Raw genomic sequence first — 22,332 nt, 5'->3', positions numbered from 1 at the left:
TGGGGCCTTCAAACCATCGCAGTAAAGTTCTGCCTGAATTGCTGCGGCGTTACCCCCAACCTGCGGTTGAACACGCTACGCATGTGCTGGGCATCGCGAAATCCACATTGGTAGGCCACGGTCTTGAGCGGCGAATGCGTGCTCTCCAACAGCACACGCGCCGCATCCACCCTCGCCCGCTCGACGAATTCCGCCGGGGTGATTTTGGCTTCCTTGGCAAACACCCGGGAGAAATTGCGGGTGCTCATGTTGGCCGCGTTCGCCAGGTCCGCGATGGCCAGGTCACCGGTGAGGTTGGCCAGCACATAGAGCTGAACCAGTGCCACGGCAGAGGTCGGCTCGGCGTGGGGCGTGAGGAACGGACTGAACTGCGATTGCCCGCCTGAGCGCTGGGTGAACACCACCAGACGCTTGGCCACATTCAGCGCGACTTCCGGTCCGTGGTCCATGGCCAGCAGATACAACGACAAATCGATCCCCGCCGTAACCCCGGCCGAGGTGTAGAGCTCGCCGTCCTGCACGTACAGGCGATCCGCCTCGACCTGGGTCGACGGACACAGCTGAGCCAGCGCAGCAGCATCGCCCCAGTGAGTCGTCACGGTTCGCCCCTCCAGCAATCCGGCCCGGGCGAGAATGAAGGCGCCATTGCAGATCGAGCCAAAGCGCTGCGCCCGCGCGCAGGCACCGCGCAACCAGGCATCGAACGCGCCACCAAAATCCATGAACGGCAACTGCGGCCCACCGGCCACCAGCAGCAGGTCATACGCCTCAAGCGCCTCGCTGAAATGTCGGTGAGCATTGAGCGACAGGCCGTTGGAGCACGGCATCACCCCACGCTCGACGCCGATCACCTCCAATCGATAGTGGTCTTGTGGCTCGAGGAAACGATTGGCTTCAGAGAACACATCCATGGGCCCGGTGACGTCCAGGGATTGAACGCCGGCGAAGACCACGATGGCGACGGTTTTGCTCATGAAAGCGGACGCCCTCTAAATATCGAATGTGGTGCGGACCTGTGGCGGGGGGACTGTTGTGGCGAGGGGGCTTGCCCCCGTTGGGCTGTGCAGCGACCCAAAAAAGCTGGGAGCGCTACGCACTCCAACGGAGGCAAGCCCCCTCGCCACATCAGCTCCCTCGCCACAAAAGCTCATTCACTGCCGGCCAACTTAGCCAATTCACGCGCAACAAGCGAGGTTGGCGCGATATGCAGGTTCATTGGCAAGGATCGCAGCCATGGATCGATTGTTTGGTTTCAGGGGGCGACACAGACTTTACCCATCAGCGCCGCCACGGCGTTCCCCACGAGGAAATCACCATGAGCAGCATCATTGCCGGTATCAAGATCCCCGACAGCGCATTGGCCAAGGCCACCACCGAATACATCCGCGACGTCGAATCCGACCTGCTGTATCACCACTCGCGCCGGGTGTTTTTGTTCGGTGCCTTGAGCGGCGAACGCAAGCAACTGGCCTACAACCCGGAGCTGTTGTACGTCGGCGCGATGTTCCATGACCTCGGTCTGGTGGAGGGTCATCGCAGCGCTGACGAGCGTTTTGAAGTCGACAGCGCCAATGCCGCCAAGGCGTTCCTCAGGCCTTATGGGCTGAGCGATGACGATGTCGAGCAGGTCTGGTTGTCGATTGCGCTGCACACCACCCCGGGCGTGCCGCAGCACCTGCGTCCGAACGTGGCGCTGGTGACCGCAGGCGTTGAAATGGATGTGCTGGGCATCGACTACGCGGCGTTTTCCACCGTGCAGCGCGAGGCGGTGGTGCATGCGCATCCACGGGGTGAAGGGTTCAAGGAGTGCATCCTGTGTGCGTTCGCCAACGGCTTCAAGCACAAGCCGGACACGACGTTCGGCACGGTGAATGCGGATGTGCTGGTAGACAGCGAGGCGGGGTTCAAGCCGATGAACTTTGTCGAGATCATCCGCAAATCCCCCTGGGTGTCCTGAAACAACTGTGGGAGCGGGCTTGCTCGCGAAGAGGCCGTGTCAGTCGATACAGATGTCGACTGATACACCGCTTTCGCGAGCAAGCCCGCCCCCACTGGGGGTTGGGGTTAGCCACGCATTTGTGGTCAACCCGGCATTGCGTTTAAGCGGCTTCCGGCGCCGGGGCGCGGCGCACGTCCGGTTGTTTCCAGGAGTCGGCAGCGCCTTCTTCGATGGCTTGCTGAATCGCGCGTTTGCGGCTTTCTTCGGCACGGCGGCTGAAGAACCAGACCAGGAAAGTCACGATCGACACCGCCAGCAGAATCAGACTGGCCACGGCGTTGATCTCCGGTTTCACGCCCAGGCGCACCGCCGAGAACACTTCCATCGGCAAGGTCGTGGAACCCGGGCCCGACACGAAGCTCGCCAGCACCAGGTCATCCAGCGACAGGGCAAAGGACATCATGCCGCCCGCCGCCAGTGATGGCGCGATCATCGGGATGGTGATCAGGAAGAATACTTTCCATGGCCGGGCACCAAGGTCCATGGCCGCTTCTTCGATAGACAGGTCCAGCTCACGCAAGCGCGCCGACACCACCACCGCCACATACGCCGCACAGAACGTCGTGTGCGCGATCCAGATGGTGATGATCCCGCGTTCCTGTGGCCAACCGATCATCTGCGCCATCGCCACGAACAGCAGCAACAGCGACAGACCGGTGATCACTTCGGGCATCACCAACGGCGCCGTCACCAGGCCACCGAACAGCGTGCGACCCTTGAAGTGGGTGATACGGGTCAGCACGAAAGCTGCCAGCGTACCCAGCGCCACCGCAGCGACCGCCGTGTAGCAGGCGATTTCCAGCGAGCGCACCACCGAGCCCATCAGTTGGGTGTTGTCGAGCAGGCCGACGTACCACTTGATCGACCAGCCACCCCACACCGTCACCAGTTTCGAGGCGTTGAACGAGTAGATCACCAGGATCAGCATCGGTGCGTAGATGAACAGCAGGCCGAACACCAGCATGAACGTCGAGAAATTGAAGCGCTTCATTCTTTGCCCTCCATTTCTTTGGCCTGACTACGGTTGAACAGGATGATCGGCACAATCAGGATCGCCAGCATCACCACCGCCAAGGCAGACGCCACCGGCCAGTCACGGTTGTTGAAGAACTCTTGCCACAGCACTTTACCGATCATCAGGGTTTCCGGACCGCCAAGCAGTTCCGGGATCACGAACTCGCCCACCACCGGAATGAACACCAGCATGCAGCCGGCGACGATGCCGTTTTTCGACAGTGGAATGGTGATCTTCCAGAAGCTGTTGAAGGTGCTCGAACCGAGGTCCGAGGCGGCTTCCAGCAAACTGTGGTCGTGCTTCACCAGGTTGGCGTAGAGCGGCAGGATCATGAACGGCAGGTAGGAGTAAACAACACCGATATAGACCGCGAGGTTGGTGTTGAGGATCTGCAGCGGTTCGCTGATCCAGCCCATGCTCATCAGGAAACCGTTGAGCAGGCCGTTGTTGCTGAGGATGCCCATCCATGCGTAAACGCGGATCAGGATTGCGGTCCAGGTTGGCATCATGATCAGCAGCACCAGCACCGTTTGCATCTCTTTACGGGCCGTGGCGATGGCATAGGCCATCGGGTAACCGATCAACAGGCAAAGGGTGGTGCTGAGCAGCGCCATCTTCAAAGAGCCGAGGTAAGCGGCGATGTACAACTCGTCGCCCGCCAGCATGGCGTAGTTGCCGAGGTTGAGCAGCACCTGCAGCTTCTGGTCGACGAAATTGTAGATTTCGGTGTACGGCGGAATGGCCACGTCGGCTTCGGCGAAACTGATCTTCAAGACGATGAAGAACGGCAGCATGAAGAACATGAACAGCCAAATGAACGGAACCCCGATGACCAGCTGACGGCCACCGGGAATTATTCGATTGAGGCGGCGTTTGAATTTGCGCATGTTCATGAGCGGAGTACCACGCCGCTGTCGTCTTCCCAGTACACGTAAACCTGGTCACCCCAGGTTGGGCGCTGGCCGCGGCGTTCGGCGTTGGCGACGAACGACTGGACGATCTTGCCGCTCGGCAATTCGACGTAGAACACCGAGTGACCGCCAAGGTAGGCGATGTCGTGCACCTTGCCGCTGGACCAGTTGTATTCGCAGGTCGGCATGGTCGGCGTCACCAGCAGTTTTTCCGGACGGATCGCGTAGGTCACGGATTTGTCCTGCACCGACGTGCTGATGCCGTGGCCCACATAGATCTGGCGGTCCAGGTCCTTGCAGGTGATGGTGGCGTGGCCTTCGGCGTCATCGATCACTTCACCGTCGAAGATGTTGACGTTGCCGATGAATTCGCAGACCAGACGACTGGTCGGGGTTTCGTAGATGTCGATCGGGCTGCCGATCTGGGCGATCCAGCCCAGGTGCATGATCGCGATGCGCTCGGCCATGGTCATGGCCTCTTCCTGGTCGTGGGTCACCATGACGCAGGTTACGCCGACGCGTTCGATGATTTCGACCAGCTCCAGCTGCATTTGCGAACGCAGTTTTTTATCCAGTGCACCCATCGGCTCGTCGAGCAGCAACAGCTTCGGTCGCTTGGCCAGGGAACGCGCCAGGGCCACACGCTGACGCTGGCCACCGGACAACTGATGCGGCTTGCGCTTGGCGTACTGGGTCATCTGAACCAGCTTGAGCATGTCGGCGACACGGGCATCGACTTCAGCAGCGGGGATTTTGTCCTGCTTGAGGCCGAAGGCAATGTTCTGCGCCACGGTCATGTGCGGGAACAAGGCGTACGACTGGAACATCATGTTGATCGGTCGCTCGTACGGCGGCATCTCGGTGATGTCGACGCCATCGAGGTAAATGCGCCCCTCCGTGGGCCGTTCGAAGCCTGCGAGCATGCGCAGCAAGGTGGATTTGCCCGATCCCGAACCGCCGAGCAGGGCGAAAATCTCGCCTTTCTTGATTTCCAGGGACACATCGTCCACGGCAATCGTCTCGTCGAACTTCTTCGTGACCCGGTCGATTTTGACCAGCACCTGTTTAGGTGACTGGTCGCCCTCGAGGGCTTTCTTATAGGCGCCGGAGGCAACTGCCATTTACGAAACTCCCAGAAAAAAAGAGTGCAGTTCGCTCAAGGTGAGCCAACCTTGGATAGTTTGAGCGTTGAAGCTATTTACCCGTCTTGACCCTGGTCCAGCTGCGGGTCATCAAACGTTGAATGTTCGGCGGTAGCTCGACCGACACGTAAGTCTTGTCGAGGACGGCTTGCGGTGGATAAACCGCTTCGTCGGTGCGAATGGACTGTTCCATCAGTTTGTCCGAAGCAGGGTTTGGATTCGCATAGCCAACAGAATCACTGACCTGCGCGATGACCTCCGGTTTCAACAAATAGTTGATGAACGCGTGGGCCTCTTTGGTGTTGGCCGAATCCTTGGGAATCGCCAGCATGTCGAACCAGAGCGCGCCGCCTTCTTTGGGAATGGTGTAGACGATCTTCACGCCTTTCTTGGCTTCTTCCGCACGGCTGCGGGCCTGGAACATGTCGCCGGAGAAACCGATGGCGATACAAATGTCGCCGTTGGCCAGATCCGAGATGTATTTGGAGGAATGGAAGTAAGTCACGTATGGCCGCACGGCGAGTAACTTGGCGGTGGCCTTTTCGTAATCCTTGGGATCAGTGCTGTTGGCGTTCAGCCCCATGTAGTTGAGCACGGTCGGCATCATTTCATCGGCCGAGTCGAGGAACGCTACGCCGCAGCTGTGCAGCTTCTTGATGTTCTCCGGCTCGAACAGCACGCTCCATGAATCGATCGTGTCGACGCCCAGCACGGCTTTGATCTTGTCGACGTTGTAACCGATACCGTTGGTGCCCCACAGGTACGGCACGGCGTACTGGTTACCCGGATCGTTCTGCTCCAGGCGCTTGAGCAGCACCGGGTCGAGGTTGCCGTAGTTCGTCAGTTTGGAGCGGTCAAGCTTCTGGAAGGCACCGGCCTTGATCTGCTTGCCAAGGAAGTGGTTGGACGGCACGACCACGTCGTAACCGGTACGCCCGGCCAGCAACTTGCCTTCCAGGGTTTCGTTGGAGTCGAAGACGTCATAGACCGGTTTGATGCCGGTCTCTTTCTGGAAGTCCGCCAGGGTCGTCGGACCGATGTAGTCCGACCAGTTATAAATATGCACAGTGCCGGCGGCCTGGACACTGACGGCAAGCGTCAGCCCGGCACCCACCAGCATGGCATGGCGAAACAGAGAAAAAATAGGCAAGTGGAGGTCCTCTAAAATTAGTTGGGCCCAAGTTGCCCCGTGTTACATGACAGCCATGACTGCCCGGCAACAAAACCGGCGCGCAACTTACCCTCGAAAAACCGTTCCAGCAAAACTTTCTGTCATTTATTTACACCTGTTGCCGTCATCACGGGGATAACGACAACAGGGGGTTGCCTCAAACCGGCTTATTTGCCCGACTTGATCTTGGTCCAGCTGCGAGTCAGCAGACGCTGGGTCGCGGCCGGCAAGTCGGCAATCGCGTACAGCTTGGCCATCACGTCTGCTGGCGGGTAGATGCCCGGGTCGCTGGTGATGTCTTTATCAACCAACGGTGTGGCCGCCGCGTTACCGTTCGGGAAGCGCACGGCGTTGGTGATCGCAGCCATGACTTCCGGCTTCTGCAGGTAGGTCATGAACTGGTAGGCGCCTTCGACGTTTTCGGCATCTTTAGGAATGGCGACCATGTCGTAGAAGCTGCCGGCACCTTCTTTCGGAATGTTGTAGCTGACCTTCACCTTGTCACCGGCTTCAGCCGCGCGGGACTTGGCCTGGTAGATGTCACCCGAGTAACCCACGGCGACGCAGATGTTGCCGTTGGCCAGGTCGGAGATGTACTTCGACGAGTGGAAGTAGGCGATCGAAGGACGGACTTTGAGCAGCAGGGCTTCAGCTTTGTCGATGTCTTCTTTCTTCTGGCTGTCGGTCGGCAGGCCCAGGTAGTGCAATGCCGCCGGAATCATTTCGGTCGGCGAATCCAGCAGGCTGATACCGCAGGACTTCAGCTTGGCAGCATTTTCAGGCTTGAAGATAAGGTCCCAGGAATTGGTCGGTGCGTCGGCGCCCAGTGCAGCCTTGACCTTCTCGGCGTTGAAGCCGATACCGATCGAACCCCACATGTAAGGGAAGGCATGTTCGTTACCCGGGTCGCTCACCGATACCGCTTTGAGCAGTTCAGGGTTCAGGTTTTTCCAGTTAGGCAGCTTGGACTTGTCCAGCTTCTGGTAAACGCCGGCCTTGATTTGCTTGGCCAGGAAGTTGTTCGACGGCACGACGATGTCGTAACCGGACTTGCCCGCCAGCAACTTCGCTTCGAGGGTTTCGTTGCTGTCGAAAACGTCGTACACCACCTTGATCCCGGACTCTTTCTCGAAGTTCGCGATGGTGTCCGGAGCGATGTAGTCGGACCAGTTATAGACGTGCAACACCTTGTCGTCCGCCTGAACTGCACCCGCCATCGCGCCCAACAGGGACATGGCGAGAAGGGTCTTGCCAGCTATCTTCATACCTAATGCCTTCATCAGTAATGCTCCAATTTTTCTTTTTAACCACGTGCTCAGCGGCCTGTTACTGGGCATCCGAACAACCGGTAGTCTGGCAAGTTCCGAGGCAGGCTTTCAAGGAAAGACCCATCCTTAATTGGCCCTGAGCGAAGTGCCAGCTTCGCACCCCGCTCAGAGCCTAGCACTTAGCCCTGCAACGCACTCAGGGTCAGGTCCAGACACTTGCGTGCCTTGGCCACCAACTCGTCGATTTCAGCCGGTGTAATCACCAGCGGCGGAGCAATGATCATGGTGTCGCCCACGGCACGCATGATCAGGCCGTTGTCGAAGCAGAACTGGCGGCAAATCATGCCGACGCCCTTGCCTTCGTAACGCTTGCGCGTGGCTTTGTCCTGAACCAGTTCAATGGCCCCCAACAGACCGACGCCGCGCACTTCCCCCACCAACGGGTGATCATTCAGTTCCCGCAGACGCTTTTGCAAATAGGGTGCCGTTTCTGCATGAACGCGCTCGATAATTTTTTCTTCGCGCAGGATGCGGATGTTTTCCAGCGCCACCGCAGCCGCCACCGGGTGACCGGAGTAGGTGAAACCGTGGTTGAAGTCGCCGCCTTCGTTCAGTACGGCAACCACGTCGTCACGCACGATCAGGCCACCCATAGGGATGTAGCCGGAGGTCAGGCCCTTGGCGATGGTCATCATGTCGGGCTTGAGGTCGTAGAAATCGGTACCGAACCACTCACCGGTGCGGCCGAACCCACAGATCACTTCGTCCGCCACGAACAGGATGTCGTACTTGGCGAGGATTTCCTTGATGCGCGGCCAGTAGGTGTCTGGCGGAATGATCACGCCACCGGCACCCTGGATCGGCTCGGCAATAAAAGCACCGACGTTATCCACGCCGATTTCCAGAATCTTCTCTTCCAGCTGATTCGCCGCCCAGACGCCGAACTCTTCTGGCGTCATGTTGCCGCCTTCAGTGAACCAGTACGGCTGCGCGATGTGGACGATGCCCGGGATGGGCAAGTCGCCTTGTTCGTGCATGTACGTCATGCCACCCAGGCTCGCGCCGGCCACGGTGGAACCGTGATAACCGTTCTTGCGGCTGATGATGACTTTCTTCTTTGGCTGGCCCTTGATCGCCCAGTAGTGACGAACCATACGCAGCATGGTGTCATTGCCTTCGGAGCCGGAACCGGTGAAGAACACGTGGTTCATGCCTTCCGGTGCGATGTCGGCGATGGCCTTGGCCAGCTCCAGCACCGGCGGGTGGGCGGTCTGGAAGAACAGGTTGTAGTAAGGCAATTCGCGCATTTGCTTGCTGGCCGCGTCGGCCAGTTCATCACGGCCGTAACCGATCGCGACGCACCACAGGCCGGCCATGCCGTCGAGGATCTTGTTGCCTTCGCTGTCCCACAGGTAAACGCCCTTCGCGTTCGTGATGATCCGCGGGCCTTTCTCTTTCAGCTGCTTGAAGTCGCTGAACGGGGCCAGGTGGTGATCGTTGCTCAGGGTTTGCCATTCACGGGTTTGCGGATTGTTGCTGGTCATACCAATCTCCAAAAAAAATCAGGTGAAAGCGCCGCCCGACAACGACGGCGCCCGGCGTATCAGACGGCGAAGAGCAGGAATTCCCGCTCCCACGAACTGATCACGCGCTTGAAGTTTTCATGCTCGGCCCGCTTGACCGCGACGTAGCCAGTGATGAATTTTTTGCCCAGGTATTTCTCGACGGTCGCGCTGTTTTCCATGCGTTCCAGCGCGTCCTCGATGGTCAGTGGCAGGCGCAGGTTGCGGCGTTCATAGCCACGGCCCACCACCGGCGCACTCGGGTTGAGGCCTTCGACCATGCCGATGTAGCCGCAGAGCAAGCTCGCGGCAATCGCCAGGTACGGGTTGGCGTCAGCGCCCGGCAGGCGATTTTCCACCCGACGGTTTTGCGGCCCGGCATCCGGAACCCGCAGGCCCACGGTGCGATTCTCTTCGCCCCACTCCACGTTCACCGGTGCCGAAGTGTCCGGCAGGAAGCGGCGGAACGAGTTGACGTTCGGGGCGAACAGCGGCAACAGCTCGGGAATCAGTTTCTGCAAGCCACCGATGTGGTGCAGGAACAATTGGCTCATGGTTCCGTCTTCATTGGAGAAGACGTTCTTGCCGGTCTCGATGTCGATGATGCTTTGGTGCAAATGCATCGCGCTGCCCGGCTCGCCGGTCATGGGCTTGGCCATGAAGGTCGCGGCCACGTCATGCTTCAGCGCGGCCTCGCGCATGGTGCGCTTGAACACCAGGATCTGGTCGGCCAGGGACAAGGCATCGCCGTGACGGAAGTTGATTTCCATCTGCGCCGTACCATCCTCGTGGATCAACGTATCGAGGTCCAGCTCCTGCAATTCGCACCAGTCGTAGACGTCTTCGAACAGCGGGTCGAATTCGTTCGCCGCTTCGATCGAGAACGACTGACGACCGATTTCCGGACGCCCGGAGCGTCCAATCGGCGGTTGCAGCGGGTAGTCGGGGTCGTCACTGCGCTTGGTCAGGTAGAACTCCATTTCCGGTGCCACGATGGGCTGCCAGCCGCGATCGGAATAGAGTTTGAGAACCTTTTTGAGCACGTTGCGCGGCGACAGCTCGATCGGGTTGCCTTGCTTGTCATAGGTGTCGTGGATCACCTGGGCGGTCGGCTCAATGGCCCACGGCACGAGGAATACGGCGTTCTGGTCGGGGCGGCAAATCATGTCGATGTCGGCCGGGTCGAGCAGTTCGTAATAGATGTCGTCTTCGACATAGTCGCCGGTCACGGTCTGCAACAGAACGCTTTCGGGCAGGCGCATGCCTTTTTCAGCAATGAACTTGTTGGTCGGCGAAATCTTGCCCCGGGTTATCCCGGTCAAGTCGGCGATCATGCATTCGACTTCTGTGATCTTGTGGTCTTTCAACCAATCGGTGAGCTGGTCGAGGTTGTTACTCATAAATGCCTCTAGGCTTTGAGTTTCCTGACGCTTGCTTGCGTCAGGCAATAGTTGACGCATCGGCGTCGCGTTGAAACGGGTGTCTACGTCAGGCTATCGTGTTACTGGAGGACTGTGCGGCAAACGCCGGGCGTGCAGAATCACGAGCGATGCCCTGAGCGATAGCCGGGGCGCTATTGTGAATCGGTTCTATATTGAATGAAGTAACCGTAATGGGGGTGCCATCTTGGCCGTCCAGAATATCGGACGGAGACAGATGATCCGTCAGGGACGGCAAAATGACCAACAGTCCCGGAGGCTGTGAGGCCACGGCGTGGACGTAGGTGTCGCCACTGATGTGATAAGCATGCAGACCAATCTGCCTAGAGCAGTTGGTGACGCCGATTAACGGCAGGCGAGACATGAAGCACCCCGGTATTATTGGTGTTATGGGTTTGAATCGAGCTTAGCCTTGTTCATTTTTTTACACAACACCCCCGTAAAAAATACAACACGCCCCGCTCAAGCCCGCGACAGCCAAAGCTTTCAAAGGCATAAAAACGCCCCAAATTGCCCCAAAAAAGCCTTACGAGTGCTTTTTTAGGGCAAAAAAGGCCTCGCTTGACTTCGGCATGCCGTTCGGGTTGACTGGAATCCGAAGAGATCAATGATTGATATTTTTAACAACAAAGGTGTTGCATCATGTCGGTACCCCCGCGTGCCGTTCAGCTTAACGAAGCGAACGCGTTCCTTAAGGAACATCCTGAGGTTCTGTACGTTGACCTTCTGATTGCGGATATGAATGGTGTGGTGCGCGGCAAGCGCATTGAACGCACCAGCCTCCACAAGGTTTACGAGAAAGGCATCAACCTGCCGGCCTCTCTATTTGCTCTGGATATCAATGGCTCGACGGTGGAAAGCACCGGCCTGGGCCTGGACATCGGTGATGCTGACCGAATCTGCTATCCAATCCCTGACACCCTGTGCAACGAGCCTTGGCAGAAGCGCCCTACCGCGCAACTGTTGATGACCATGCACGAACTCGAAGGCCAGCCGTTTTTCGCCGACCCTCGGGAAGTGCTGGCCAATGTGGTTCGCAAGTTCGACGAGATGGGCCTGACCATCTGCGCCGCCTTCGAACTGGAGTTCTACCTGATCGACCAGGAGAACGTGAACGGCCGTCCGCAACCGCCACGCTCGCCGGTGTCCGGCAAGCGCCCGCATTCGACACAGGTCTACCTGATCGACGACCTCGACGAATACGTCGACTGCCTCCAGGACATTCTGGAAGGTGCGAAAGAGCAAGGCATCCCGGCCGACGCCATCGTCAAGGAAAGTGCCCCTGCGCAGTTCGAAGTGAACCTGCACCACGTGGCCGACCCGATCAAGGCCTGCGACTACGCGGTCCTGCTCAAGCGCCTGATCAAGAACATCGCCTACGACCATGAAATGGACACCACCTTCATGGCCAAGCCTTACCCGGGCCAGGCGGGCAACGGTCTGCACGTCCACATCTCGATTCTTGATAAAGACGGCAAGAATATTTTTGCCAGCGAGGATCCCGAGCAGAACGCCGCACTGCGTCACGCGATCGGCGGTGTGCTCGAGACCCTACCGGCGCAGATGGCTTTCCTCTGCCCGAACGTCAACTCCTACCGTCGTTTCGGCGCACAGTTCTACGTGCCGAACTCGCCGTGCTGGGGTCTGGATAACCGTACCGTAGCGATCCGCGTTCCAACCGGTGCCGCCGATGCCGTGCGCATCGAACACCGAGTGGCCGGCGCCGATGCCAACCCGTACCTGCTGATGGCTTCGGTCCTGGCTGGCGTGCATCACGGCCTGACCAACAAGATCGAGCCTGGCGCACCCGTGGAAGGCAACTCCTACGAGCAGAACGAGCAAAGCCTGCCGAACAACCTGCGTGATGCATTGCGCGAGCTGGACGACAGCGAAGTCATGGCCAAGTACATCGATCCGAAATACATCGATATCTTCGTGGCCTGCAAGGAAAGCGAGCTGGAGGAGTTTGAACACTCCATCTCCGACCTTGAATACAACTGGTACCTGCATACCGTTTAAGCGCTTGCAGTAAAAAGAACGCCGTCGGCTGATAAGGCCGGCGGCGTTTTTTTATGGCCAACATCAAACCGGTGGCAAGGGATATGGAACATCTGCCTGCTCTGCGTACAATGCCCGCTGCCCCCGCAGGAGATTTCAATGACCCGACTCGCCACCCCACGCAAACCCCGCGCCCGCAGCCAGGCGCGGATCGATTCGATACTCGATGCCGCCCGCACGCTGCTGGCCGCCGAGGGCGTGGCGAGTCTGTCGATCTACAGCGTCGCCGAACGTGCGGAAATCCCGCCCTCCTCCGTCTACCACTTCTTCGCCAGCGTCCCGGCGCTGCTTGAGGCGTTGACGGCCGACGTCCATGCCGCGTTCCGCGCCTGCCTGCAAGCGCCCATCGATCATGACGCCCTCAGCGGCTGGCGGGACCTGTCACGCCTGGTGGAGCAGCGCATGCTGGCGATCTACAGCGAAGACGCCGCCGCCCGCCAATTGATCCTGGCCCAGCATGGCCTGACCGAAGTCACCCAGGCAGACCGCCAGCACGACATCGAACTGGGCGATCTGATGCACAAGCTCTTCGACCACCATTTCGAATTGCCGAAGTTGCCGACGGACGTGGATGTATTTGCACTGGCGATGGAATTGGGTGACCGCGTTTATGCGCGCTCGGTGCAGCAGCATGGGCAGATCACGCCGCGCATGGCTGAGGAAGGGATGCGGGTGTTTGATGCTTATTTGGGGCTGTACTTGCCGCCGTACTTACACAAGCGCGTTATTTCGGCCTGATTTGTTTATTGGCTGCGCGGGCCTCTTCGCGAGCAAGCCCGCACACACATTGATCGCGTCCGTCTGGACAACTCGGTCAAGTGTGTGAGCGGGCTTGCTCGCGAAGGCCGCGCGGCCGATCTCACTGGCTGACTTACAACTTGGCAATGGACACTTCAGTGGACTTCACAAACGCGATCACTTCGCTGCCGACCACCAGCTCCAGCTCTTTCACCGAGCGGGTGGTGATCACCGACGTGACGATGCCGGACGCGGTTTGCACGTCGATTTCCGAGAGTACATCACCCAGTACGATTTCCTTGATCGAGCCTTTGAACTGGTTACGAACGTTGATGGCTTTGATAGTCATACGATTTCTCCTGAGGTCGAAATGAGCGCCGAGTAGCCAGCTACAAGCCGAGAGTAAGAAGCGCTCTGCTTCTGCTTGCCGCTTGAAACTTGCAACTCGCCGCTGCTTCTATTGCGCCCAACGCAGTTGCGTAGGCAAGGGTGAAACGGGTTCCGGTTCCGGCGGTTCGCCGGGCAGTGCGAGGACGCGATTGAGGACTTCGGTCTCCAGCGCCGCCAGCCGATGCGAGCCACGCACACGAGGGCGTGGCAACTCCACGATCAGGTCGAGGCCGACTTCGCCCTCTTCGATCAGGATCACCCGGTCGGCAATTGCCACCGCTTCGCTGACGTCGTGGGTCACCAGCAACACGGTGAAGCCATGCGTGCGCCAGAGCCGCTCAATCAGTTGCTGCATTTCAATTCGGGTCAGGGCATCCAGTGCACCCAGCGGTTCGTCGAGCAACAGCAAACGCGGTTGATGGATCAACGCACGCGCCAGCGCCACACGTTGTTTCTGTCCACCGGACAATGCGGCGGGCCATTCATTGGCGCGGTCCGCCAGGCCGACCGACTCCAGCGCTTCAAGCGCTTGCGCACGCCAGTCGCCTTTGAGGCCGAGGCCGACGTTGTCGATGACCTTTTTCCACGGCAGCAAACGCGCTTCCTGAAACATCAATCGGGTGTCTTCCCGTGCATCATTCAGCGGCGCCGCGCCAGCGAGCAATTCACCGCCGGTAGGCTTGTCGAGGCCTGCCAGCAAGCGCAGCAAGGTACTTTTGCCACAGCCGCTGCGACCAACCACCGCAACGAATTGACCCGCTGGAACGTGCAGATCGATCTCGCGCAACACCTTGCGCGAGCCAAATGTTTTTTGCAGCTTGCGCACCACCAGTGGAATCCCGCGCAGCAGGCGTGGAGGTTGTTGAGCGGTCATGCCGTACCTCCTTTGACAACCTGATAAGCCGGGTGCCAACGTAGCCACACACGTTCAAGTCCTCGGGCCGCGAGGTCGGCCAATTTGCCGAGCACCGCGTACAAAAGAATCGCCAGCACCACCACATCGGTCTGCAAAAACTCCCGGGCATTCATCGCCAGATAACCGATGCCGGAACTGGCCGAAATGGTTTCCGCGACGATCAGCGTCAGCCACATGAAGCCCAACGCAAAACGCACGCCGACCAGAATCGAAGGCAGCGCACCCGGCAGAATCACCTGACGAAACAGGCTGAAACCGGACAAGCCATAACTGCGCGCCATCTCCACCAGTGCCGGGTCGACATTGCGGATGCCGTGATAGGTGTTGAGGTAGATCGGGAACAACGTGCCCAGCGCCACCAGAAAAATCTTCGCCGACTCGTCAATGCCGAACCACAGAATCACCAGTGGAATCAGCGCCAGATGCGGCACGTTGCGGATCATCTGCACCGAACTGTCGAGCAGGCGCTCGCCCCATTTCGACAACCCGGTGATGAAGCCCAGCACCAGGCCGATACTGCCGCCGATGGTGAAGCCCAGTGCGGCGCGCCATCCGCTGATCGCCAGGTGCGTCCAGATTTCACCGCTGCGCACCAGGCTTACGCCGGCTTCAATCACCGCAATCGGTGCTGGCAGGATCCGTGTCGACAACCAACCCGCCGACACTGACAACTGCCACACCGCCAGCAGCAACACCGGCAACGCCCAGGGCGCGAGGTTGTGGATGATTTTCTTCATGGCGCGCCTCAGCTCTGGGACGCGGCTTTGGGAAGGATGTCGTTGGCGACCATCTCGCCGAACGGGCTGACGTAGTTGGCGCCTTTCGGTAACTCGGGCCGTTGAATGTCCAGATGCGGAAAGAGCAATTCGGCCACGCGATACGACTCTTCCAGATGGGGATAACCGGAGAAGATAAAGGTGTCGATGCCCAAGTCCGCGTACTCCTTCACACGGGCGGCCACGGTCGGGCCGTCGCCAACCAACGCGGTACCGGCACCGCCTCGCACGAGACCGACACCGGCCCACAAGTTCGGGCTGACTTCGAGGTTGTCGCGGCTGCCTCCATGCAGTGCGGCCATGCGCTGCTGGCCGACGGAATCAAAACGGGCCAGCGAAGCCTGGGCGCGGGCAATGGTGTCGTCGTCCAGATGCGAAATCAGTTTATCGGCAGCTTGCCAGGCTTCGGCGTTGGTCTCGCGAACGATCACATGCAGGCGAATACCGAAGCGCACCGTGCGACCGAGCTTCGCTGCTTTGGCGCGCACTTGCTCGATCTTTTCGGCCACGGCGGCCGGGGGTTCGCCCCAGGTCAGGACCATTTCCACTTGCTCTGCCGCGAGGTCCTGCGCCGCTTCCGACGAGCCACCGAAGTACAGCGGCGGACGCGGTTGCTGGATCGGCGGATAGAGCAACTTCGCCCCTTTCACGCTGATGTGCTGACCGTCGTAATCGACGGTTTCACCTTCCAGCACACGACGCCAGATGCGGGTGAATTCCACCGAGGCTTGATAGCGTTCTTCGTGGCTGAGGAACAAACCGTCGCCGGCCAATTCTTCCGGATCACCACCGGTGACCAGGTTGAACAACGCACGACCGCCGGACAGACGATCCAGGGTCGCCGCCTGACGCGCGGCCACCGTCGGGGAAATGATCCCGGGGCGCAGGGCGACAAGAAATTTCAAACGCTGGGTCACCGGGATCAGCGACGCGGCCACCAGCCACGAGTCTTCGCAGGAACGCCCGGTTGGAATCAGCACCCCGCCGAAGCCGAGGCGATCCGCCGCTTGTGCGACTTGTTGCAGGTAACCGTGGTCAACGGCGCGAGCGCCTTCGGCGGTTCCAAGGTAATGGCCATCGCCGTGGGTAGGCAGGAACCAGAAAATATTGAGGCTCATGGAGTGGTCTCCTTCAAAGAATCGAATTACTGCGCTTTCGCAACGGCTGCCGGTGGCGTCCAGATCACGTCTTTGATGCTCAACGGCTTCGGAATCAGCTTGAGCTGGTAGAAGCTGTCGGCGATTTTCTGTTGCGCGGCGACCACTTCAGGCGTGAGGAACAGCGCGCCATAGCCTTGGCGTTTCACCGAAGTCAGGGTGATGTCTGCTGGCAGCCCGAGCAGTGGCGAGACTTGTTGAGTCACGTCTTCAGGATTGGCCTTGGACCACTCACCGACCGCGCGCACTTCTTCGACGAGGGTCTTGATCACCTCAGGATTTTTCTGCGCGTAAGGTTTTGTCGCGAGGTAGAACTGATGGTTGTCGACGATGCCCTGCCCATCGCGCAGAGTGTGCGCTTGCAGTTGTTTCTCGGCGGCGGCCTGGTACGGGTCCCAGATGACCCAGGCGTCGACGCTGCCACGTTCAAAAGCTGCGCGGGCATCGGCCGGCGGCAGGAACACGGTCTGGATGTCGGTGTATTTGAGGCCGGCGTCTTCCAGCGCACGCACCAAGAGGTAATGAACGTTGGAGCCTTTGTTGAGCACAACCTTCTTGCCCTTGAGGTCCTTCACCGATTTGATCGGCGAGTCCTTCGGCACCAGAATCGCTTCGCTGTGCGGTGCCGGTGGTTCGTAGGCGACGTAGAGCAGATCGGCGCCGGCCGCCTGGGCGAATACCGGCGGGGTTTCACCGGTCACACCGAAATCGATGGAGCCGACGTTCAGGCCTTCGAGCAGTTGCGGGCCGCCGGGGAACTCAGTCCATTGCACGTCCACGCCTTGGGCGGCGAGGCGTTTTTCCAGAGTGCCTTTGGCTTTGAGCAGCACCAAAGTGCCGTATTTTTGATAGCCGATTCGCAGGGTTTCAGCTTGAGCTTGAGAAATGGCGCCGAAGGACACAGCCGCAACAAACAGAGCGACCAGACCACGACGCAAAATGACAGTGCGCATAGCGCTCTCCTTTTTGCAGTGAGGTTTTGGCTGCACCTGCTTGGCCGTTAGCGGCTGAGTAAGGTGAGTGGACCAATTTCGGGCGAGGCTTAAATGCTCCAGCGAGCACTCAATAAACGTTCATTCAACAGATTCGGATCGAGCGGCTTTGGCCGCCGTGCCATGGCGCTGAAAAACAGTTCCAGCGACTCATTCAATCGTTGTTCCAGCTCCGGCGCCAATTGCGCCTGAGCGCTGCCTTCGCCGTAAGCGATCTGGCTGTCTACAGCAAAAATTCCGTGAAGCATTTCCTGGGCTTTCAGCGCCGACAGGACGGGTTTGAGTGCGTAATCCACCGCCAGCATGTGGGCGATGCTGCCGCCGGTGGCCATCGGTAATACAACCTTGTGGGCCAGGGCGCGCTCGGGCAGCAGGTCCAGCACGGTTTTCAGTGCGCCCGAGAACGACGCTTTGTAAACCGGCGTGGCGATCAGCAGGCCGTCGGCGTTTTCAATCTGTTGCAGCAGGTCGATGACCTTGGGGCTGTCGAAGCGTGCGTGCAGCAAGTCTTCCGCCGGGAAGTCCCGAATCTGGTAACTCACCACTTCCACCCCTTGCTCCTGCAACCAGCGCTGGGAGCGTTCCAGCAGCACCCCGGATCGAGAGCGCTGACTGGGACTGCCACCGAGTGAGACGACCAGCATTCAGATGATTCCTTGATCGGTGTAGGCGATTCGCGGTTTGCGATCTCGCTTTGATGGGAGTGACCTTACCAGCTGATTGTTATATCTATAAATCATATTTATTCATTTGGTTATGCGTTGCAGGAATATATAAACCACTGCGTTCGAAACCTAAAAAAAGGCCGTCGAAACGGCCTGAAATCCCCTGCTATTGGAACGGTCAGGGTTACCGGTTCGGCTGCGGTGTGAGGCGCAAATACGGTTTCACCGCCCGATAGCCCTTGGGAAAGCGCTGCCTGATTTCATCTTCATCCTTGAGTGACGGCACGATCACCACGTCATCACCGTCCTGCCAGTTGGCCGGGGTCGCCACCTTGTAGTTGTCGGTGAGTTGCAGCGAATCAATTACCCGCAGGATTTCGTGGAAGTTGCGGCCGGTACTTGCCGGGTAGGTGATGGTCAGCCGGATTTTTTTGTTCGGGTCGATCACGAACAGCGAACGCACGGTCAGGGTGTCGTTGGCATTGGGATGGATCAGGTCGTACAGGTCGGACACCTTGCGGTCGGCGTCAGCGAGGATCGGGAAGTTGACGAGGGTGTTCTGGGTTTCGTTGATGTCCTCGATCCAGCGGTGATGGGAGTCCACCGGGTCAACCGACAAGGCGATAGCTTTGACCCCACGCTGCGCAAACTCATCCTTGAGCCGGGCGGTGAACCCCAGTTCGGTGGTGCACACCGGGGTGAAATCCGCCGGATGGGAAAACAGCACGCCCCAGCTATCGCCCAGCCATTCGTGGAAACGAAGAGTGCCGGCGCTGGAATCCTGTTCAAAGTCGGGGGCGATATCGCCAAGTCTGAGGCTCATGGTGCTGCTCCTGGTGAGTGCTTGTTGAGTCCGACTTTGCCTGTGTTCACGAATAATTAAAAAGAATAGATTTCGATTTATTTAGACCTAAAAAGAATATTAAAGATCTGTTCACTGGACGTGCTCAAGTAACCGGACCACCATCGCCCACAAGGTTCGAGAAGGCCTTGAGTGCTGCAAAGAGGGGAATTTCAAGGCGGGTTTACGGGGGTGATCCCGCCTTGAAACGCAAAAGCCCCGCCCGGCGAGATGCCGGGCGGGGCTTTTTTTGTCTCGGTTACGCGAGCGCCATTACAACAGCGGAATCGAGTAGCTGACGATCAGGCGATTTTCGTCCTGGGAGCGAGTGCTCGGCAGGTCGGTGCGCCACATAGCGTTTTTCCAGGCAAGGCCAAGGTTCTTCAGCGGGCCGTCCTGTACGACGTAGGCAACGCTCAGGTCGCGTTCCCACTCGGAAGCGCCGTTAGCCAACTGGCCACCTCTAGCGTTGACGGTGTCGATGTTGTCACCGCGCAGGTAAACCATACCAGCGGTCAAGCCAGGTACGCCGACCTTGGCGAAGTCGAAGGAGTAGCGCGCTTGCCAGGTTTTTTCGCCGGCACGGCCGAACTTCTGGATTTGCGAATCGGTGATGGTGTAGTTCGACGAACCATCGCCCTGGTTCAGCCAAGGGAAGTCGCTGCTGCCGTTGCTGACCTGGTAACCGCCCCCGAAGGTATGACCGGCAACCGAGTACAGGAACAGGCCGCTGTACAGGTTGTTGTCGACCTTGCCTTTACCGTTTGGCGCGTTGTAGTTGCCGGTGGTGTAGTACGCCGGGTCGTGACCATTGGCACCGTCATCGGTGCTGTTGAAGTAACGGAAATCCGACTTCAACACGCCCGGGCCGATTGCCCAGTTGTGAACCAGGCCCAGGAAGTGTTGCTTGTAGAACTCTTCCAGGTTGCCGTAGTAGTACTGGGCCGTCAGGTCCTTGGTGATTTTGTAGTCACCACCGGCGTAGATGAACTTGTTGCTGTCACGCCATTTAGGGCCACGAGCGTTCGCACCGGAAATCGACATCTGGTCGTTGTTGCTGGAGTTGCGACCTTTGACGGCTTCGATCTGCCCACCGACCAGCGACAGGTCCTTGATCTCCGCGGAAGTGATCTGCCCGCCCTGCCAGGTTTGCGGCAACAGACGACCATCGTTGGTTACGATCACCGGGTTTTTTGGCTGCAAGGTGCCCAGCTTCAATTCGCTTTGGGAGATCTTGGCTTTCGCCGTCAGGCCCAGACTGGAGAAATCATCAACCGCTTCGCCGTTGGACTTGCTCGGAAACACAGTGCCACCGGAAGAGGTGGCAGTGGCGCCATTGGTGCCGCCGCCCGAATCCAGTTTGACGCCCAACAGGCCAATCGCATCGATACCGAAGCCGACAGTGCCTTGGGTGTAACCAGAGATGAAACGCAGATCGAAGCCTTGGCCCCATTCTTCGTTTTTGTTCGGACCGGTACCGTCACGGTAATCTGTGTTGATGTAGAAGTTGCGCAGCCCCAGGGTGGCCTTGCTGTCTTCGATGAAACCGGCGGCGCCTGCTTGCTGCGCCAAAACCCCAACGGCCACAGCGATGGCCAAGGTGGACTTGTTCATTGTTTCGCTCCTCATTACTAATGCTTGTGGTCCTGGTCCTGGGTCTGATGCCCTGGATCCTAAAACGCGCAATTTTTGCCGAGCCTTCTGGCCCGGTCGTTTTGGCCGTGCGGAATACAGCGCCATAAATCCAAAAAGAACTTTTTAATTCTTTTTAATTCCGTTTGGGTATATGCCAGCACAGCACAGATCCGAGGTATCGGCTCAAAAGCCGATTCCTTTACCTGTTCTACAAACGGGGGATTACCTGACTGACTCCGGACCTCGGTAGAGAGCCGGACGGGCCTATTTTAGGGGGCTATCAAAAAAACCAAAAAGAATAAAAAATGCTCAGGTGTATTCATATTGGAATATGCAAGACAAAAAAAAGGTTCTTCACGGAATCCCGGGAAACACAGAAACAAGAACGCCGATTTGATTGATGATGTTCGTGCGAGCAAACACATCTAACAAACCGGCGTTCTTATGCGCGATATTAATACTTTCCTTCCTTTTTGGGAGGGCTTTTCTGTCGTCACCATCAAGCCTGATGGCGATGCCCTACAGATCGATCTGACTCCTCACGCCACTCGATTTCCTTCCTGTGGCGGCTGCCAAAAAATCTGTTCAACCACGCATGAGTATTGCGAGCGAGTCATTCGTGATTTGCCCATTCTCGGTCGTGCGGTGCGCCTGAGCGTTTTGCTCCGGCGCGTTGATTGCCGCGATTGCGGCAAACGCATGGAGGCCGTCAGTTGGCTGGATCGCTATGCCCGTATGACACGTCGTCTGGCAGAGGCGGTCATTCAAGCCTGTGAACGCCTTCCCACGTTGCACGTGGCGCAGATGTTTGGGCTGCATTGGGAGACCGTTCGGTTGCTGGAGCGTCGAGCCTTGCAAGCAGCATTGAGCATTTTGCCAAAGGCGCAACCGAGACGTTTGGTGATGGACGAGTTCGCACTGTTCAAAGGTCATCGTTATGCCAGCGTTGTCCTGGATGCGGATACACGGCGGGTGCTGTGGATCGGCGAAGGCCGCAGCCGGGCGGCGGTCAGGCCATTTTTCGAAGAGCTGGGGCCAGAGGGTTGCGCTCGCATCGAAGCGGTGGCGATGGACATGAATACCGCTTTTGATCTGGAGGTTCGTCAGCACTGCCCGCAAGCACGCGTGGTCTACGACCTGTTCCATGTGGTGGCCAAATATGGCCGAGAGGTGATTGATCGGGTGCGCGTCGACGAAGCCAATCGACTGCGTCATGACAAACCGGCCCGAAAGGTCATCAAGCAGGCGCGATGGCTGCTTCTGCGTAATCCGCAGAACCTGAAAACACCGGAACAACAGGTTCGCCTGGGGGATCTGCTGGCGGCTAACCAGGCATTGATGACGGTCTATTTAATGAAGGCCGAACTCAAAACGCTCTGGACGCCGAGTACTGCCTGGAGCTGGAGATCGGCATGGAAGCAATGGCTGCGCCATGCTCATGAAAGCGAAATACCTGCTCTGATCCAGTTTGCCAAACGGCTAAAGGCTTACTGGCGGGGCATCGTGAGCCGGGTTCGCTGGCCGATGCACACCGGTCAGTTGGAAGGAATAAACAATCGAATAAAGGTCATAAAGCGGATGGCTTACGGTTACCGGGATAGCGAGTTCTTCTTTATGAAGATCAAGAGCGTCTTTCCCGGTAATCCGTGATGAACCA

20 protein-coding genes and 1 pseudogene are annotated in these 22,332 nt (G+C 58.5%); 4 read left to right on the top strand and 17 right to left on the bottom strand.

The genetic code is table 11. From position 1 onward, the window contains the following. Positions 1-8: 8 nt before the first annotated feature. Positions 9-974, bottom strand: a complete 966-nt coding sequence (locus tag NL116_RS02810; protein WP_494375923.1) for a GlxA family transcriptional regulator — start codon at positions 972-974, stop codon at positions 9-11. Positions 975-1,315: 341 nt separating this feature from the next. Here NL116_RS02810 and NL116_RS02805 point away from each other — a divergent pair, with 341 nt between their 5' ends. Continuing rightward, positions 1,316-1,957: an HD domain-containing protein gene (locus NL116_RS02805; RefSeq protein WP_494375922.1), complete on the top strand. Its 642-nt coding sequence runs from the start codon at positions 1,316-1,318 to the stop codon at positions 1,955-1,957. Between the two features lie 142 nt (positions 1,958-2,099). Here the strand turns inward: NL116_RS02805 and NL116_RS02800 are convergent, their stop codons facing one another. From NL116_RS02800 to NL116_RS02765, 8 genes and pseudogenes are all read right to left on the bottom strand, one after another. Then, positions 2,100-2,990, bottom strand: coding sequence for an ABC transporter permease subunit (locus tag NL116_RS02800; RefSeq protein WP_494375921.1), 891 nt, complete (start codon positions 2,988-2,990; stop codon positions 2,100-2,102). After that, positions 2,987-3,907 (bottom strand): ABC transporter permease subunit, encoded by a 921-nt coding sequence (locus NL116_RS02795; RefSeq protein ID WP_494375920.1) that lies wholly within the window; start codon positions 3,905-3,907, stop codon positions 2,987-2,989. Before NL116_RS02795 ends, NL116_RS02800 begins: the two co-directional genes overlap by 4 nt. Further along, the gene (locus NL116_RS02790) at positions 3,904-5,046 is read right to left on the bottom strand and encodes an ABC transporter ATP-binding protein (RefSeq protein ID WP_123434796.1); all 1,143 of its coding nucleotides are present in this window, start codon (positions 5,044-5,046) and stop codon (positions 3,904-3,906) included. Before NL116_RS02790 ends, NL116_RS02795 begins: the two co-directional genes overlap by 4 nt. A gap of 73 nt (positions 5,047-5,119) precedes the next feature. Then, a complete protein-coding gene (locus NL116_RS02785; RefSeq protein WP_494375919.1) occupies positions 5,120-6,217 on the bottom strand; it encodes a polyamine ABC transporter substrate-binding protein in 1,098 nt (365 codons plus the stop codon). Positions 6,218-6,405: 188 nt separating this feature from the next. Beyond that, a complete protein-coding gene (locus tag NL116_RS02780) occupies positions 6,406-7,503 on the bottom strand; it encodes a polyamine ABC transporter substrate-binding protein (RefSeq protein ID WP_494377993.1) in 1,098 nt (365 codons plus the stop codon). A 182-nt stretch (positions 7,504-7,685) separates the two neighbouring features. Then, positions 7,686-9,050, bottom strand: coding sequence for an aspartate aminotransferase family protein (locus NL116_RS02775; RefSeq protein ID WP_494375918.1), 1,365 nt, complete (start codon positions 9,048-9,050; stop codon positions 7,686-7,688). A gap of 59 nt (positions 9,051-9,109) precedes the next feature. Further along, positions 9,110-10,468: a glutamine synthetase family protein gene (locus NL116_RS02770; RefSeq protein ID WP_494375917.1), complete on the bottom strand. Its 1,359-nt coding sequence runs from the start codon at positions 10,466-10,468 to the stop codon at positions 9,110-9,112. 124 nt (positions 10,469-10,592) lie between these two features. Continuing rightward, positions 10,593-10,871, bottom strand: a pseudogene (locus NL116_RS02765) (gamma-glutamyl-gamma-aminobutyrate hydrolase family protein); the annotation flags it as partial. Between the two features lie 278 nt (positions 10,872-11,149). Here NL116_RS02765 and NL116_RS02760 point away from each other — a divergent pair. Together NL116_RS02760 and NL116_RS02755 are read left to right on the top strand one after the other, a co-directional pair. After that, positions 11,150-12,526: a glutamine synthetase family protein gene (locus tag NL116_RS02760; protein WP_090178366.1), complete on the top strand. Its 1,377-nt coding sequence runs from the start codon at positions 11,150-11,152 to the stop codon at positions 12,524-12,526. Positions 12,527-12,664: 138 nt separating this feature from the next. Beyond that, a complete protein-coding gene (locus NL116_RS02755) occupies positions 12,665-13,303 on the top strand; it encodes a TetR/AcrR family transcriptional regulator (RefSeq protein ID WP_494375916.1) in 639 nt (212 codons plus the stop codon). Between the two features lie 133 nt (positions 13,304-13,436). Here NL116_RS02755 and NL116_RS02750 read toward each other — a convergent pair whose 3' ends face one another. The 8 genes from NL116_RS02750 to NL116_RS02715 all read right to left on the bottom strand — a co-directional run bounded on the left by NL116_RS02750 (position 13,437) and on the right by NL116_RS02715 (position 20,654). Further along, positions 13,437-13,652: a TOBE domain-containing protein gene (locus tag NL116_RS02750; RefSeq protein ID WP_003229256.1), complete on the bottom strand. Its 216-nt coding sequence runs from the start codon at positions 13,650-13,652 to the stop codon at positions 13,437-13,439. Positions 13,653-13,760: 108 nt separating this feature from the next. Further along, a complete protein-coding gene (gene ssuB, locus NL116_RS02745; protein ID WP_494375915.1) occupies positions 13,761-14,567 on the bottom strand; it encodes an aliphatic sulfonates ABC transporter ATP-binding protein in 807 nt (268 codons plus the stop codon). After that, the gene (ssuC, locus tag NL116_RS02740; protein ID WP_494375914.1) at positions 14,564-15,346 is read right to left on the bottom strand and encodes an aliphatic sulfonate ABC transporter permease SsuC; all 783 of its coding nucleotides are present in this window, start codon (positions 15,344-15,346) and stop codon (positions 14,564-14,566) included. The genes ssuB and ssuC overlap by 4 nt, the downstream gene beginning before the upstream one ends. A gap of 8 nt (positions 15,347-15,354) precedes the next feature. Continuing rightward, positions 15,355-16,503, bottom strand: coding sequence for an FMNH2-dependent alkanesulfonate monooxygenase (gene ssuD, locus NL116_RS02735; RefSeq protein WP_489334671.1), 1,149 nt, complete (start codon positions 16,501-16,503; stop codon positions 15,355-15,357). 26 nt (positions 16,504-16,529) lie between these two features. Then, positions 16,530-17,495: a sulfonate ABC transporter substrate-binding protein gene (locus NL116_RS02730; protein ID WP_494375913.1), complete on the bottom strand. Its 966-nt coding sequence runs from the start codon at positions 17,493-17,495 to the stop codon at positions 16,530-16,532. Between the two features lie 89 nt (positions 17,496-17,584). Continuing rightward, the gene (ssuE, locus tag NL116_RS02725) at positions 17,585-18,178 is read right to left on the bottom strand and encodes an NADPH-dependent FMN reductase (RefSeq protein ID WP_494375912.1); all 594 of its coding nucleotides are present in this window, start codon (positions 18,176-18,178) and stop codon (positions 17,585-17,587) included. 205 nt (positions 18,179-18,383) lie between these two features. Next, positions 18,384-19,022 carry a peroxiredoxin gene (locus tag NL116_RS02720; protein ID WP_494375911.1) on the bottom strand — a complete coding sequence of 213 codons (639 nt, stop codon included), beginning with the start codon at positions 19,020-19,022 and terminating at the stop codon, positions 18,384-18,386. Between the two features lie 291 nt (positions 19,023-19,313). Next, complete coding sequence (locus NL116_RS02715; RefSeq protein ID WP_494375910.1) at positions 19,314-20,654, bottom strand: OprD family porin; 1,341 nt, start codon at positions 20,652-20,654, stop codon at positions 19,314-19,316. Positions 20,655-21,119: 465 nt separating this feature from the next. On the opposite strand from NL116_RS02715, the gene NL116_RS02710 reads away from it, so the two are divergent. Continuing rightward, positions 21,120-22,325 carry an ISL3 family transposase gene (locus NL116_RS02710; RefSeq protein WP_494373355.1) on the top strand — a complete coding sequence of 402 codons (1,206 nt, stop codon included), beginning with the start codon at positions 21,120-21,122 and terminating at the stop codon, positions 22,323-22,325. Positions 22,326-22,332: the final 7 nt, after the last annotated feature.

Source organism: Pseudomonas sp. FBCC-B1667 (assembly GCF_059133255.1).
Note: the sequence above shows the minus strand (reverse complement) of the source record. Positions and strands in the feature narration are given on the sequence as shown.

Excerpts from the sequence above, each read along its gene's own strand:
- NL116_RS02810 (WP_494375923.1), bottom strand. The coding sequence starts at position 974 with ATGAGCAAAACCGTCGCCATCGTGGTCTTCGCCGGCGTTCAATCCCTG.
- NL116_RS02805 (WP_494375922.1), top strand. The coding sequence starts at position 1,316 with ATGAGCAGCATCATTGCCGGTATCAAGATCCCCGACAGCGCATTGGCC.
- NL116_RS02800 (WP_494375921.1), bottom strand. The coding sequence starts at position 2,990 with ATGAAGCGCTTCAATTTCTCGACGTTCATGCTGGTGTTCGGCCTGCTG.
- NL116_RS02795 (WP_494375920.1), bottom strand. The coding sequence starts at position 3,907 with ATGAACATGCGCAAATTCAAACGCCGCCTCAATCGAATAATTCCCGGT.
- NL116_RS02790 (WP_123434796.1), bottom strand. The coding sequence starts at position 5,046 with ATGGCAGTTGCCTCCGGCGCCTATAAGAAAGCCCTCGAGGGCGACCAG.
- NL116_RS02780 (WP_494377993.1), bottom strand. The coding sequence starts at position 7,503 with ATGAAGATAGCTGGCAAGACCCTTCTCGCCATGTCCCTGTTGGGCGCG.
- NL116_RS02775 (WP_494375918.1), bottom strand. The coding sequence starts at position 9,050 with ATGACCAGCAACAATCCGCAAACCCGTGAATGGCAAACCCTGAGCAAC.
- NL116_RS02770 (WP_494375917.1), bottom strand. The coding sequence starts at position 10,468 with ATGAGTAACAACCTCGACCAGCTCACCGATTGGTTGAAAGACCACAAG.
- NL116_RS02760 (WP_090178366.1), top strand. The coding sequence starts at position 11,150 with ATGTCGGTACCCCCGCGTGCCGTTCAGCTTAACGAAGCGAACGCGTTC.
- NL116_RS02755 (WP_494375916.1), top strand. The coding sequence starts at position 12,665 with ATGACCCGACTCGCCACCCCACGCAAACCCCGCGCCCGCAGCCAGGCG.
- NL116_RS02750 (WP_003229256.1), bottom strand. The coding sequence starts at position 13,652 with ATGACTATCAAAGCCATCAACGTTCGTAACCAGTTCAAAGGCTCGATC.
- ssuB (WP_494375915.1), bottom strand. The coding sequence starts at position 14,567 with ATGACCGCTCAACAACCTCCACGCCTGCTGCGCGGGATTCCACTGGTG.
- ssuC (WP_494375914.1), bottom strand. The coding sequence starts at position 15,346 with ATGAAGAAAATCATCCACAACCTCGCGCCCTGGGCGTTGCCGGTGTTG.
- ssuD (WP_489334671.1), bottom strand. The coding sequence starts at position 16,503 with ATGAGCCTCAATATTTTCTGGTTCCTGCCTACCCACGGCGATGGCCAT.
- NL116_RS02730 (WP_494375913.1), bottom strand. The coding sequence starts at position 17,495 with ATGCGCACTGTCATTTTGCGTCGTGGTCTGGTCGCTCTGTTTGTTGCG.
- ssuE (WP_494375912.1), bottom strand. The coding sequence starts at position 18,178 with ATGCTGGTCGTCTCACTCGGTGGCAGTCCCAGTCAGCGCTCTCGATCC.
- NL116_RS02720 (WP_494375911.1), bottom strand. The coding sequence starts at position 19,022 with ATGAGCCTCAGACTTGGCGATATCGCCCCCGACTTTGAACAGGATTCC.
- NL116_RS02715 (WP_494375910.1), bottom strand. The coding sequence starts at position 20,654 with ATGAACAAGTCCACCTTGGCCATCGCTGTGGCCGTTGGGGTTTTGGCG.
- NL116_RS02710 (WP_494373355.1), top strand. The coding sequence starts at position 21,120 with ATGCGCGATATTAATACTTTCCTTCCTTTTTGGGAGGGCTTTTCTGTC.